This is a genomic window from Raineyella sp. LH-20 (genome assembly GCF_033110965.1).
Classification (GTDB): domain Bacteria; phylum Actinomycetota; class Actinomycetes; order Propionibacteriales; family Propionibacteriaceae; genus Raineyella.
This window is the reverse complement of the sequence record NZ_CP137003.1, coordinates 1,813,719-1,827,540: the sequence shown is the minus strand read 5'-3', so window position 1 is coordinate 1,827,540 and position 13,822 is coordinate 1,813,719. Positions and strand designations below refer to the sequence as shown.

General features: G+C 72.4%; 11 protein-coding genes. 5 read left to right on the top strand and 6 right to left on the bottom strand.

Annotated features, from left to right (window positions below):
* Position 1: 1 nt before the first annotated feature.
* Genes R0146_RS07850 through R0146_RS07840 form a run of 3 tightly spaced genes read right to left on the bottom strand, consistent with a single transcriptional unit; the run spans position 2 to position 4,697 of the window.
* Positions 2-1,117, bottom strand: coding sequence for a glycosyltransferase family 4 protein (locus tag R0146_RS07850; protein ID WP_317688394.1), 1,116 nt, complete (start codon positions 1,115-1,117; stop codon positions 2-4).
* Positions 1,114-2,553, bottom strand: coding sequence for an O-antigen ligase family protein (locus tag R0146_RS07845; protein ID WP_317688392.1), 1,440 nt, complete (start codon positions 2,551-2,553; stop codon positions 1,114-1,116). Before R0146_RS07845 ends, R0146_RS07850 begins: the two co-directional genes overlap by 4 nt.
* Positions 2,553-4,697, bottom strand: coding sequence for a glycosyltransferase (locus R0146_RS07840; RefSeq protein WP_317688390.1), 2,145 nt, complete (start codon positions 4,695-4,697; stop codon positions 2,553-2,555). Before R0146_RS07840 ends, R0146_RS07845 begins: the two co-directional genes overlap by 1 nt.
* A gap of 133 nt (positions 4,698-4,830) precedes the next feature.
* Here R0146_RS07840 and R0146_RS07835 point away from each other — a divergent pair, with 133 nt between their 5' ends.
* On the top strand, positions 4,831-6,465 hold the full coding sequence (locus R0146_RS07835; protein WP_317688388.1) for a tyrosine-protein kinase domain-containing protein: 1,635 nt from the start codon (positions 4,831-4,833) through the stop codon (positions 6,463-6,465).
* A 13-nt stretch (positions 6,466-6,478) separates the two neighbouring features.
* On the opposite strand, the gene R0146_RS07830 is transcribed toward R0146_RS07835, so the two are convergent.
* Both R0146_RS07830 and R0146_RS07825 read right to left on the bottom strand, forming a co-directional pair.
* On the bottom strand, positions 6,479-6,784 hold the full coding sequence (locus R0146_RS07830) for a PqqD family peptide modification chaperone (protein ID WP_317688386.1): 306 nt from the start codon (positions 6,782-6,784) through the stop codon (positions 6,479-6,481).
* Complete coding sequence (locus tag R0146_RS07825) at positions 6,781-7,659, bottom strand: nucleotidyltransferase family protein (protein WP_317688384.1); 879 nt, start codon at positions 7,657-7,659, stop codon at positions 6,781-6,783. The genes R0146_RS07830 and R0146_RS07825 overlap by 4 nt, the downstream gene beginning before the upstream one ends.
* A 75-nt stretch (positions 7,660-7,734) precedes the next feature.
* Here R0146_RS07825 and R0146_RS07820 point away from each other — a divergent pair, with 75 nt between their 5' ends.
* From R0146_RS07820 to R0146_RS07805, 4 genes are all read left to right on the top strand, one after another.
* Positions 7,735-8,676, top strand: coding sequence for a hypothetical protein (locus R0146_RS07820; RefSeq protein WP_317688382.1), 942 nt, complete (start codon positions 7,735-7,737; stop codon positions 8,674-8,676).
* Positions 8,673-8,960, top strand: a complete 288-nt coding sequence (locus tag R0146_RS07815) for a PqqD family protein (RefSeq protein WP_317688380.1) — start codon at positions 8,673-8,675, stop codon at positions 8,958-8,960. The genes R0146_RS07820 and R0146_RS07815 overlap by 4 nt, the downstream gene beginning before the upstream one ends.
* Positions 8,957-10,192, top strand: coding sequence for a glycosyltransferase (locus R0146_RS07810; RefSeq protein ID WP_317688378.1), 1,236 nt, complete (start codon positions 8,957-8,959; stop codon positions 10,190-10,192). Before R0146_RS07815 ends, R0146_RS07810 begins: the two co-directional genes overlap by 4 nt.
* A gap of 367 nt (positions 10,193-10,559) precedes the next feature.
* A complete protein-coding gene (locus R0146_RS07805; RefSeq protein ID WP_317692304.1) occupies positions 10,560-12,074 on the top strand; it encodes a sugar transferase in 1,515 nt (504 codons plus the stop codon).
* 187 nt (positions 12,075-12,261) lie between these two features.
* Here R0146_RS07805 and R0146_RS07800 read toward each other — a convergent pair whose 3' ends face one another.
* On the bottom strand, positions 12,262-13,806 hold the full coding sequence (locus tag R0146_RS07800) for a DUF7059 domain-containing protein (protein WP_317692303.1): 1,545 nt from the start codon (positions 13,804-13,806) through the stop codon (positions 12,262-12,264).
* Positions 13,807-13,822 lie beyond the last annotated feature (16 nt).

Here is a 13,822-nt window from a genome sequence, read left to right as displayed (position 1 = left end):
GTCACTCCGTCCCGGCCCGGAGCGCCTCGACCAGCTCGAGATAGCGGCCCGCCACCGCATCCCAGGAGTAGCACTCGGCCGTGGCTCGGGCGGCCGTACGCCAGGAGTCCTCCGGCAGTTCGTCGAGTCGGCGCAGCGCCGTCGCCAGCGAGCCGGCGTCCCGGTCGATCAGCAGCCCGTTGCGTCCGTCGAGGAGGTCCGGGGCGAAGCCGACCCGGGTGGCGATCACCGGCAGGCCACAGGCCAGGGCCTCCAGCAGCACCAGGGCGTTCGCCTCGTACGCGCTGGGCAGGACGAAGACGTCGCCGGCCTGGATCCACGGCACCGGGTCGTCCTGCCGTCCGACGAAGTGCACCCGCTCAGCCACCCCGAGGGTCACCGCGCGGTGCCGGGCCGCCGCGATCATCGCCGGGGTGCCGCCGACCACGACCAGGTCGGTCCCGGGCCGGTCGACCAGCGCTGCCAGCGCGAGCGGGAGCCCCTTGCGGTCGAACTCGTGGCCGACGAACACGGCGAGCGTACGGTCGACCGGCAGTCCCAGCCGGCCCCGTAGGACGGCGCGCTCGGCCGGCCCGACCGGGTGGAACCGCTGGATGTCGACCCCGTTGGGGATGACGACCGCCGCGGGGCGGAGCCGCGGATAGGTGTGGACGAGGAGCCGGCGCTCCCCCTCGGTGAGATTGACCACCACCCGGTGCACGCCGCCGCGGTACCGCAGGACGTCGCGTGCGGTGGTGAACAGGTGCAGCGGGTTGCGCACCATCCGCCACGCGAACCGGCCACGGGCGCGCATCGCGGCCCGGACGATGCCGTGGTTGACGTACACCTCACCGGCCAGCACGTCGTTGTGGCACACCGCGACGGCGTCCGGCCGGCGGGCCAGGAAGCGGCGGGCCCGGATGGTGCCGACCGTGGAGAACCAGATCGTCCGCAGCGCCCGCACCACGATCCGGCCGTACTGCCCCTCGGGCAGCCTCAGCCAACCGGCACCGGCCTCGGCGAGCGTGAACCGCTCCGTGGCGACCCCGCGCCGGCGGAACGCCTGCTCCAGGGCGTACGCCACGCCCTCGACCCCGCTGCCGGCCCGCACCTCGGGGACGATCTGGACGATCCTCATCGCAGCCGCCAGCCGACGGGCATCCATCGGCCGTCGCCGGCCGCACCGTTGACCGCCATCGCCTCCCGGTCGAGCACCGCCTCCCGGTCGAGCGCCGCCTCCCGGTCGCCACCGTCGGGAACCACCTCCCGATCATTCGCCACCCCGCCGTCCGGCGGAGTCCCTCGGTCCTTCGCCAGGGCCAGCGCGCCCAGACAGATCCCCGCGATGACGAAGGGGAGCGGGGTCTGCACCGAGATCCAGAACAGGTCGAGCTGGGACTGCGCCAGGCGGGAGAGCAGCACGGCGACGGCGAGTGTGCCGTACGCCGGGTCGATCCGCCACAGGGTGCCGAGTGTCCCGAGCACCAGGATCAGGAAGGCGATCAGCCCGACGATCCCGGCGGTGGCCAGTAGCTCCAGCTCGGCGTTCGGTGGCTGGAACCCGGGCTCGCCGGGTCGGTACCAGTAGCGCAGGCCGTGGCCGAACCATGGCGACGCCGACCAGTAGCCGAGGGTGTCCTGGAACCAGCTGACCCGCTGGAAGATCGAGTTGTGGATGTTGCCGGTGGCGATCTGGTCCCGCACTGTGGTGGCGACCACCAGGAGCGCCGGGATCACCAACACGATGATGAGCTTCGACCGACGACGATGGGCGTCGCTGCGCAGCGCGACCAGGACGAGGGCGACCGCCAGACCGACCAGGGCCTGCCGCGACTGCGACATCGCCAGGGCCGCGATCAGCACCGTGAACGCCGTCAGTGCCCACCCCTTCCGCCATCCCATCCAGACCGGCCGGGCGTACGCCACCGCCGCCGCGAACCCCATCACCGTGCCGACGAAGTTCTTGTGCATGCCGTACGGCCAGGACACGAAGACCGGCCCGAAGTTGCCCTGCGCGTACTGCAGCGTGCCCTGGGCGAGGGTGACGGCGGCCAACGCGAGCGCAGTCACCAGGAACAAGGACAACCCGGCCCGGGCGTGCCCCGTCCGACCGATGGTCCAGCCGACCAGCAACGCACCGGCGACCAGCATCCAGGCGTGGAACCACTCGATGACGCCGGCGAGGAACGGATTCGCCACCACGGTGAACAGCGTGGCGAACTGGTAGAGGGCCGACAGCCACAGCAGGGTGCGCAGCGGTCGGCTGAACGGGCGGGGCGCGAAGACCAGGGCCGTCACCGTGGCGATCCCCAGCGCGGCATCGGACAGCGACAGGTCCACCTCACTGGTCCCGACCCGCTTGACCACCAGCAGCAGCGGCATGGCCATCAGCGGGATCGCCGCGGGATCCGCCACGGTCAGGCCGAGGGCCAGCACCACGCCCACCACGCCGATCGCGACCTGCGGCTGGTCCGGCACGATCCGCCCGACCCCGAGCGCCAGCCCGACGGCCAGCAGGGTGCCCACCAGCCAGACCAGGCGTCGACCCCACCGGGTCGCCATCAGCGCGCCCATCAGGTGCCCTCCCTGAGCTCGGCCTCGACCCGGACGGGTCCGCGGAGGAAAGTCCTGGCCCGGTCCGCGGCGGCGCGGGCCCGCCCACCCGACAGGACGACCGCGCGCAGCGCCGAGCCGACCACCTGCCCGACGCGGGCGACCTGCCAACCGAGGGTGCCGAAGTGCTTGCGCAGGTAGCGCTCCTGGGACGCGTGGACGTGCGCCGCGCGCGTCGCGGAGTCGGTGCTGGTGGCGGCACCGAGGTGCTCGACCGTCACGGTGGTCACCTCAGCATGGTGCCAGCCGAGCAGGTGGGCCCGGTAGGCCCAGTCCGTCTCCTCGGCATAGAGGAAGAAGCGTTCGTCGAAACCGCCGACCTGCGCCAGCGCCTCGGCCCGCAGCATCAGCACCGACCCGATCACGTACCGGTCCGGCCCCTGGAATCGGCCCAGGCCGACCGCCTCGAGCCAGGTCGAGCGTGGCGACGGGAACGGCCACGACACCCGCGACGGCCGGCCCGCCCCGTTGACCTGGGACGGTCCGACACCGGCCAGGTCCGGGTCGGCCAGCAGGGCCGCATGGAGTGCCACGACGTCGTCGGGCGACACCACGGCGTCAGGATTGAGCAGCAGCACATCGGCGTCCGGCGCCTGCCGGTGGCGCAGCGCGATGTTGACCCCGGACGCGAAGCCCCCGTTGCGTCCGGCATCGACATAGCGGCAGCCGAGATCGGCGCAGATCGTACGGATCGCCGGCAGTGACGAGTTGTCGACGACGGTGATCGGCCGGTGTCCGGCGAGCGGGGCGAGGGCACGCCGCACCAGGTCCGGCGTCCCGTACGCGACGAGGACGACCTCGACCCCGCGCCGGTCGTCGATCGGGTCGGCCGGACCCGCTGGATCGCCCCGATCCCCCGGGTCGACCGATCCGTCCGGATCGCCCCCCTCCACCGCGGCGGCCGGCCGGTGGAGCACCGTGCGATAGAGCGCCAGCAGGTCCGCGGCGACCCGGTCCCAGGAGGTCGTCGCCGCCCGCTCCAGACCTCGGGCCCGCAGATCGGCGGCCAACGCCGGGTCGGTGCCGAGGCGGAGCAGCGCGGCGCGCAGAACGGCCGGGTCGCCGGGCGGCACCAGCAGACCGGCGCCGCCCACCACGTCGGGCAGGGCGCCGCTGTCACTGGCCACCACCGGGGTGCCGCAGGCCATCGCCTCGACGGCCACCCGGCCGTACTGCTCCATCCACGAGGGCGTGGTCAGCGAGGGCACCGCCAGCATGTCCAGCCCACGGTAGAAGGCCGGCAGTCCGTGCTGGGTGACCGACCCGACGAACTCGACCCGGTCGCCCACCCCCCCGTCCGCGACGCGGCGCCGCAGGGCCTCCGCGTCGGGGCCGTCCCCGGCGATCCGCAGCCGCAACCGCGGTTCCCCGGCCACCGCGTCGATCAGCACGGCGACGCCCTTGTGTGCGGCCAGTCGACCGACGTATCCGACGACGATCTCCCTCGGGCCGTCCTCGAGCGGTCGAGACGTACGTTCGACGGGACGTACGCCCACAGCCTCCTCAGGACGTACGTCCGCACCGTCCTCGGGGTCGCCGTCCGCACCGCCGCCCGTGCGCTCACCGGGGCGTTCCTGCGGAGCGAAGTGCTCGAGGTCCAGACCGAGCGGAACGACCCGCGCCGTCCCAGGGAACCCCTTGTCCTCGCAGATCCGGCCCGCCTCCACGTTGCACACCTGGAGGCCGGCCGCATGGCGTAGGGCGAAACGTTCCGACCATCGGAACGGGATCGGGTATCGCTTGCGGATGTTCTGTGCCGAGTAGAGGACGTACGGCACCCGGCGGCGACGCACCGCCCGCAGCAGCAGGATCTCCGCGGTGGCCAGCGCAAAGGGTTCCTCATGGATGTCGAGGACGTCCCACCCCTCCCCGAGGGCCCGCCAGATCGGTCGGGGGTCATAGAGGAAGAGGGCCGGATGGTGCCCGAGCGTCGCCACTGCGCGCACCGACTCGCCCTGCCGGGACACCAGGTCGACGATCCGGCCGCCCTCGTCCCAGCGCTGTGCGCTCAGGGTGGCGACCTCGACTCCGGCCCGCACCAGGGCCCGTTCACGCTCCCGCCAGGCGTCGACGACAGCGCTGTGGAAGATACGCAGGACGCGCAACGGCCGACCCCCCTCCGGTCGAGAGACTGCAGCCACACCCTAACCGACCGGGCTGACAACCCGGACTGTCCGAGGACTGTGTGAATATGATGCCGACAGCGCCCACCGATCGACCGATGACTGGAGAGCAGCCGTGCAGTTCCGTGAGTTCCTGGCCATCCTCGGCTCCCGATGGAAGACCGTGCTGGTCAGTCTGCTCCTCGTGCTCGCCGCGAGCGTCGTGACGACGCTGCGGATCACCCCGACGTACGAGGCGAGCGCACAGGTGTTCTTCTCCGCCGAGTCCACCAAGGCCGGTGGCTACACCCTGACGACCAACGACCTGGGCACCTACCAGGATCTCGTGGGCTCTCCGGTGGTGATGGATCCGCTGCGCAACCAGCTCAAGCTCGCCCCCGGCACCACGCTGACCGTCTCGGCGAAGGCGTCCGAGGGGTCGCCGATGCTGATCATCACCGCCCGTTCGTCGTCGGCCCAGGTGGCGGCCGACGCCGCCAACGCGGTCGGCCCCCAGCTGGCCTCGATCGGCCCGGACTTCGCCCCGCTGCTGAACAGCGCGGGCCAGAGCGTCAGGGCCACCCCCGTCTCCCCCGCGGCGGTGCCATCGGCTCCGATCTCACCGAATCTCCCGCAGAACGCCGCGCTCGGTCTGCTGGCAGGCATCGCGCTCGGCATCGGCCTCGCCCTGCTGCGCCACTTCCTCGACACCCGGGTGCGCTCGGAGGCCGACCTGCGGGCCGTCTCCGACCGGCCACTGCTGGGCAAGCTCCGTCAGCTGCCGAAGGGCACCACCAACGCCGTGGTGATGAACAACGACCCGCACGGGGTGGCCGCCGAGGAGTACCGCCGGTTGCGGACCAATCTGCAGTTCGCCGACGTCACCACCGGGGGCAAGCACTCGTTCGTGATCTCCTCGGTGATGCCCGGCGAGGGCAAGACCACCACCGCGGTGAACCTCGCCATCGCGCTGGCCGATTCCGGCGCCCGGGTGCTGCTCGTCGACGGAGACCTGCGCAACCCGTCCGTCGCCACCGCGATGGGCCTGGAGGGCAACGTCGGCCTCACCACCGTGCTGCTCGGTCGGGCGACCGTCGCCGAAGCGGCCCAGAAGTGGGGGGATTCGACGCTCTATGTGCTGCCCTCCGGCGCCATTCCGCCGAATCCCAGTGAGTTGCTGGGATCCACGGCGATGGAGACCCTCTTCGGGCAGCTGCTCGCGGCGTACGACTACGTCCTGGTGGACAGCCCGCCGGTGCTGCCGGTGATCGATCCGGTGCTGATCGACCGTCTGGTCGGCGGTCTGTTGATGGTGGTCAGCGTCAACACCACGCTGAAGCGGGATCTCGCCCAGGCCATGAAGCAGCTGAAGACGGTCGAAGCGAAGGTCGCCGGCTTCGCGCTCAACCGGATGCCGAACGACGACTCCGCCAGCCGGTACGGCGGGTACTACGCGTACGGCCGCAGCAAGAAGGACAAGCGCAAGCGGACCGCGGTGGCCTCGCGGCACGGCAGCCTCGACGAGGCGATCCCGGTCACCTCGGCGGTCGTCCCTGGTTTCCCCGTCGACACTCCCCAGGACGACCCGACCGTACGCGCCCGTCGGCATCACACCGTCCCGGCGCTTCCGCCGGACGACGCCGCTCTCGCCCAGGGCGGCATCGGCGCGGCGCCGCTGGCCCAGGGCACGCCGCTGGCTGCTCCGGCGCCGGACAGGGAGACCAGGCAGACCGCCAGCGGTCTGCCACAGGGGCGCCGCTTCGCGGAATGAGACGCCGAGCGGCTCAGCGCCGCTCCAGCAGGCCGCTGCGCAACAACTCGCCCACGAATCCGGCGACCCCGTCGGTCACCGCGGACCGCTCGACCCCGCAGATGGCGGCGACACGCTCGTCGACCGTGTCCGGCGCCCCGTCCAGCAGCTCCTGCCAGATCACCGCCGCGCTCCCCGCCAGGACACGGATCGGTCCCCGTGGCAGCGGGGCCAGATAGATGACCCCGTCCACCTCGACGACGCCCACGCCGTCCGGCACGGCGTAGCCGGGTCGGTCCCGCTGTGTCCCGGCGGCTGGTGGCGTACGTTTCGCGTTCATCGGCCGTTCGCCCGTCCGACGCGGAACGCCCGGGTCTGCTCGGCGATGCCCCGCATCGGCCGCAGGACGAACTCGCGGGCGATCTCCCATCGCGTCGGGCGGCGTCCCCACAGCACGGTGAGGTGTTCGACATTCACCAACGGCGCGCTGAGGACCAGACGCAGCCGGTCACGGCGGGACGGCGCAGCGATGATCCGCGCCCGCCACTCCTCGAGGCGGGTCCCCCCGCACGACATCACCTTCCACAACCAGTACTCCCGCCGGTCGCGGTAGGCCTCCAGGCGACCGGTGGCGGCAGCGAACGCCACCTCGGCGTCGAGGGCCTTCACCAGGGCCTCGACCTCGACCCTGCGGGCGGCGGTGGCCTGTTCCCAGGCGACCTGGAGGTCACCCTTCAGCCGCTGCCCGGGGCCGGACCGCGCCGCGTTCAACACCAGGACGAGGGTCTGGCCGACGAGATCGGGCACCACGCAGTCGACCCCGCCGATCCGCCGGACCTGCCGTCTCCCCCACAGCAGTTCGAAGGCGGCGGCGGGGTCGAGACCGATGCCGGGAAAGAAGCGATGCACGTCGACGTATCCCCAGCACGGGTGGTGCAGTGTCGCGGCATGGCCGAACGGGGAGCCGGCACGAAAGCCGATCACCCGCTGCCACCCGGCGTCCTCCAGCCGCCGGAGGAAGCCGGAGACCTGTGATGGCCGGACCAGAACGTCCACATCGGTGCCGGCCCTGCCCGGGCGGACCAGCGACGGGTCGATCGCGTACCCCTTGAGGTGCAGCACCTCGATGCCCGCCAGATCGGCGACCCGCTGGACCGCCGCATGACCGAGTTGGACGACGGCCGCCAGCGGCGGCTCGGGGGACGGGTCGGTCATGGCGGCAGCTTATCCCGCTCACCCCACCCCGGTACGAGGCCGATCCCGGCGACCGACTCCGCTACCCTGAGCACCATGCCAGCCTCGACGTCGCGTCCGGACCCGCGCACCTCCGTGACGCTGCACGGCCTGGCCTGTGCCCTCACTGTGCAGCTGCTCGGCGACCGCACCGAGGAACTGGCCGCAGCCCTGGACGAGGCCTGGTCCCGGTGTCGTACGCCGCAGGACGGCGAACGTCCGGCGGAGTCGATCGCGGTCCGGCTGCGCGCCCCGGGGGCGGTCCCCGTGGCCGCGGCCCCGGCGACCCCCACCACCCCCGTTTCCTCCGCCAGCCCCGTCTCCTCCGCCACACCCGTCTCCTCCGCGACCCCGGCCACGACGGGCCCAGTTCCCGGCCCGATCCCCGACCCGAGCCCGATCGACGGGAGCCGCCTCGACACGGTGCTGCAACAGGTCACCCAGTCCGTCACCCGCGCCTTCATCGCCGCCCAGGCCGGCCGGTTGCTGATGCTGCACGCCGGCGCCTGCGCCCATCCGGAGACCGGAGCCTCGGTGGTGTTCGTGGCCCCCGGCGGGACCGGCAAGACCACCCTGTCCCGGGTGCTCGGCCAGTCCCTCGGCTACCTGACCGACGAGACGGTCGGGATCACCCCGGCCGGCCGGATCCGGCCCTACCCGAAGCCGCTGTCGATCAGGACCGGCGGCCTCACCGCCCCCAAGGCGGAGACCTCCCCGGACACGCTCGGGCTGGTGGCCGCGCCGGCCGACCCGTGGCTGCGCCGGATCGTGCTGCTCGACCGCAGCGACGACCACACCGGGGCCCCGCGCTGCGAGGAACTCGACGTCGCCGACGCGATCATCGCCCTGGCCCCCGAGACGTCGTCGCTGAGCAGCTTGGATCGCCCGCTCCACCTGGTGGCCGACCTGCTCGCCGCCGCCGGTCCGGTGCTGCGGTGGCACTACCGCGAGGCGACCGACCTCGCCCCGATCCTGTCCGGCCTGCTGGAGGCGGCATGACGACCACGCAACCCCGCCGGGTGACCAGGGTCGAGCCGGTGGACCGGCTGGAACTGGACGACGGCGTCCTGCTGCTGTACGACCGCACCGTGATCCGGCTCACCGATCTCGGCCGGGCCGTCGTCGAGATGTGCGAGCAGCCGCTGACGGAGGCGGAGATCGCCGAGCGGCTGGCCGCGGAGTTCGGCGAGCCCCCGGAGGGCGGGCTGCTGGAGGCGACCCACCGACTGGTCGAGGATCTGCTCTCCGGCGACGTGCTGCGCCGGGCCGAGGGGCGCCGGTGACCGCCGGATCACGTCCCGACGCCCACGGCGAGGACGTCCGAGACGACCACGCGGTGCGGGCCGACTCCTCGCAGACGTACGATCCCGCCGTTTCCGACGCGCCGACCGACCGCGCGGTCGACCTCAGCGGCCTGCGGATCGCCATCGCCCACGACTACCTGACCCAACGGGGCGGGGCCGAGCGGGTCGTGCTGTCGCTGCTCCGGGCCTTCCCCGGCGCGGTCGTCCACACCACGGTGTACGACCCGGAGGGCACCTTCCCCGCCTTCCGGGACGTACGGATCGTCACCTCACCGCTCAACCGGATCGGGCTGCTGCGGCGGGATCCCCGACTGGCGCTGCCGCTGCTGGCCTGGGCCAGCAGCCGGATGCGGATCGACGCCGACGTGGTGGTGGCCTCGTCCAGCGGGTGGGCCCACGCCTTCCCCACCGACGGCCGTCTCCTGGTGTACTGCCACAACCCCGCCCGCTGGCTCTACCAGACCGGCGAGTACCTCGGCGATGCCGGCCGACTGTCGCCGAAGCGACTCGTCCTGGCGCCACTGCGCGGGCCGCTGCAGGCCTGGGACCGGCGGGCCGCCCACCGGGCCGACCGCTACCTGGGCAACTCCCGGGTGGTCGTCCGGCGGATCGCCGACACGTACGGCATCGACGCCGGACTGGTCCCGCCGCCGCACAGTATCGACGCGGCGGGCCCCCAGGAGCCGGTGCCCGCCCTGGTCGACTGGCAGGACGGCTTCCACCTGGTCGTCTCCCGTCTCCAGCCGTACAAGAACGTCGACCGTGCGCTGGAAGCCTTCCGCGCCCTGCCACAGCACCGGTTGGTGGTCGTCGGGAAGGGCCCGCTCGCCGAGCAGTTGCGGGCGCTCGCCCCGGCGAACGCCCGTCTGGTCTCCGGGCTCAGCGACGCCCAGTTGCGCTGGACGTACGCCCACGCCACGGCGCTGATCGCACCGTCGTACGAGGACTTCGGCCTCACCCCGCTGGAAGCCGCGGCGTTCGGGCGCCCCACCCTCGCGCTGCACGCCGGTGGCTACCTGGACACCATCGACCCGGCGATCAACGGCGCCTTCTTCGAGACGGCCACGGCCGACGCCATCGCCGACGCCGTCACCTCGACCGCCTCCCGTCCATGGGACTCCGCAGCGATCCGCCGGCACGCCGACACCTTCTCGGAGGCCCGTTTCATCGCCAGCGTCCGCGCCGAGGTGGCTGCTCTCACCGGCCGCTGAGACCCCGGCCGGCGCCGATCCATCGGCACCAGCCCGACCTGCCGCCCGGCCGCACCGGGTCCCACCTGTCCCGCGGCCGCATCGTGCCACCCGGCCCCACCGTGCCGCTGGGCCGCACCGTGCCACCAGGCCGCACCGTGCCGCCGGGACGCATCGTGCCGCCGGGCCGCACCGACGGAAGTCCGGGACGGATCAGCGACAACCCGGCCGTCGGCGCGGGACAACCCCGGTGTTTCGTACGGCGCTCAATGGCTGGCGGATGTCATCGGTCGATGCTTCAATGGGCGAGTCAGTCGCGGGAGGCGGTCGCCGCCCCTCGACACAGGAGCCGCTCGGCGGCTCGAACGGTTCAGGTTTCGGGGGAACCATGAGCATTGAGACTCCGACCGGTCACGACGCCACGAAGCGCACCGACGCCACCTCGCCGGCCGCTGACCGGTCTGCGGCCGGGCGCACCACGCTGGTCGGACGCGGCGCATCACGCTTCGTCAGCATCGTCGCGATGGTCACCGATGTGGTGGCCATCCTGCTCGCCACGGTGGCCGGCGTGCTGGGCCGCAACTCGCTCCCCTTCTTCCCCGAGGGCGCCGATGTGACCTCGGTGGTCACTGGCCTGGCCGTGTGGGAGGTGCCGCTGTGGATCGCGATCCTGGCCGCCTGGGGGCTCTACCGGACCAAGAACATGGGCGCGGGCTCGGTGGAGTACCAGTCGATGCTGACCGCCACCGGGATCGCCGCTGGCCTCACCGCCGCCGTGCTCTATCTCAGCAAGAGCCAGCTGTCCCGCGGGTTCTTCGTGATCGAGTTCACCGTCGGCCTGACGCTGCTGTTACTCGGCCGGCTGATCGTCCGCCGCGTCGTCCAGCGGGCGCGCGCGGCTGGGATGTTGCTCAACCGGGTGGTGCTGTCCGGCGACCCGCGGCACGTCGACGAGATCGCCACGGTGATCGACCGCGAGCCCTGGCTCGGTTACCACATCGTCGGTGCGATCGTCCCGGCGACCGCTTCGTCGGCCCGTACGCCCGGCGGCATCCGGGTGATCGGCCACACCGACCGGCTCGGTGACGCCGTCCGTGCCGCGGACGTCGAGATGGTGATCTGCACCGAAGGCTCCTTCCCCGGCAGCCGCGACTTCCGACGGCTCGCCTGGGACCTCGAGAGCAGTCACACCCAGCTGATCGTCGTACCGACGATGACCGACGTCTCCGCCGAACGCCTCCAGGTCCGGCCGATCGCCGGTCTGCCGCTGGTGCACGTGGAGAAACCGCAGTCCGAGGCAGCCTCACGCTGGGGCAAGCGACTGTTCGACATCGTCGGCTCGACCGCGATGATCGTGCTCAGCACCCCGATCATGCTGCTGGTGGCACTGGCCATCAAGCTCGACGACGGCGGCCCGGTCTTCTTCCGCCAGGTGCGCGTCGGCAAGGACGGCACCCTCTTCCGCTGCTTCAAGTTCCGCTCGATGGTCGTCGACGCCGAGAAGCTCCTGGCGCAGCTGCGGGCGCAGAACGAGTCCGAGGGTGGGGTGCTGTTCAAGATGCAGAAGGACCCGCGGATCACCCGGGTCGGGCACGTCATCCGGAGGTTCTCGCTCGACGAGTTCCCGCAATTCTTCAACGTGCTCGCCGGCGAGATGAGCCTGGTCGGCCCACGCCCCGCGCTGCCGTCGGAGGTCGCTCTGTACGAGGACCACGTCCACCGTCGCCTCGACGTACGCCCCGGCATCACCGGGCTCTGGCAGGTCTCGGGACGATCCGACCTGCCGTGGACCGAGACGGTGCGGCTGGACCTCTACTACGTCGACAACTGGTCGATGGCCAAGGACGTGATGATCCTGATGCGCACCGCGCGGGCCGTCCTGGCCTCCGCCGGCGCCTACTGAGCCGCCCGGACCTGACGCCCGGCGCGCCCGCTCGGCCCAGACCCGGCGCCCGCCCGCTCACCTCGGTCCCGACAGCACCCTGGTGTCCTCTGGCGTTCCATAGGTTTGCCCTATGGAACGCCAGAGGACACCAGCTTCCCTGCGCGTCCCGAACGACCCCCGGGAACGGCCGGCAGAGCGGACGGCCTCAGGCGACCAGGAACCCGTCGACCACCAACGGTCGGATCCGCCCGACCAGCTCGGCCCGCAGTGCTTCGGCATCGGCCTCGAGCAGCTGGGCCACCGCGGTGATGATCACCCCGAGCGGCAACTCGCCGTCGCAGGCGCCGAGCACCCCCGCCAGCGCGGTGTCGGCCTCCACGGCTCGCCCGAGGCCGGCCTGCTGGCGCAGCACGATGTGCTCCGGGTCGGCCGCGCCCGGCACGCCGTACGTCTCCTGGACGGTGCCGACCAGCCGCCAGGACGTCGCGAGCAGCTCCTCGTCGCTGCGGCGGGCGAACGCCACACCGCGTTGCTGCGCCGCGAACGCGGCGCCCACCGGCTGCACGACGCTGTGCGGCCAGTCCTCGATCTGGACGTGCGGACGGTCGTGGCCGGCCCGGTGCAGGCTGACCCAGCCGAGCCCGACCGCCTCGATGCCGAGGCCGTCGAAGTACTCGAGCCACTGGGCGTATCGGCCGGCATACTCCGGTGACCCCACCAGGCCGGCGTCGTTGAGCCACAGCTCGATGTACTCGTACGGGTCCAGCACCTCCCGCTGCAGCACCAGCGCATCGCAGCCGGTCGGGTCGATCCAGCCATGGAGACGCTCGATCCAGTCCTGCCCGGCGATGTGTGCCCAGTTGGCGAGCACCTGCAGCGTGCCGCCCTCGGTGAGCATGTCGCCGGCCCCCCGCACCACCCGGGCGACCAGTTCGTCGGCGAGGAAGTCACCCTCGCGGTAGGCGAGCCGGACCCCTTCGGCACCGGGCGGTGACATCACGTACGGCGGATTGCTGACGATCAGGTCGAAGCGGTCGTCGGCCACCGGCTCGTAGAGGCTGCCCAGGCGAAGGTCGACGCGGTCCTCGACCTCGTTGAGCCGCAGCGTCAGGTCGGCCAGCCGCAGCGCTCGCGGATTGAGATCGGTGGCGACGACCCGGTCGGCGTGGGTGGCCAGGTGCAGTGACTGGACCCCGCAGCCGGTGCCCAGGTCAAGGGCCCGGCCGACCGGGCGGCGTACGGTCATCTGGGTCAGTGTTACCGACGCCGGGCTCGCCGACAGCACGAAGTCCGGCCGGGTCCGGGTCACCCTGCCGTCCAGTCCCGGCACGTGGTCGGCGACGATCCAGCCGTCCACCGCTGCCCCGGAGGCCTCGTCGGCGCCGTACGGTCGGACGTCGACCGTCGCCTCCAGCCGTCCCGCCACCTCGGTCAGCATCCCGTCGGCCAGCAACGGAGCGACCAGACCGGGCAGTGCCCGCTCGGCGGCCTCGGGGTCCACGGTCCGTTGCAGGACGAACAGCCGCAGCAGTGTTGCCTGTGAATCGTCGTCCCCGCCCAGGGCCCGCAGCGCGGCGAGCGTGGTGTTGCGGCCGAGCGCGGCGCCGGCTCGTTCGCCCAGTCGCTCGCCGACCCGGTCGACGGTGAAGTCCGCGGTGCGCAGGGCGTCGGCGAATCGGCGCGGATCCGCCGCGTACGACGGCGGGGCGACGTGGCTGGACGGGGCGCCGGAGCTGGGATCGGCAGGCATGTCCCCATCGTGGCAT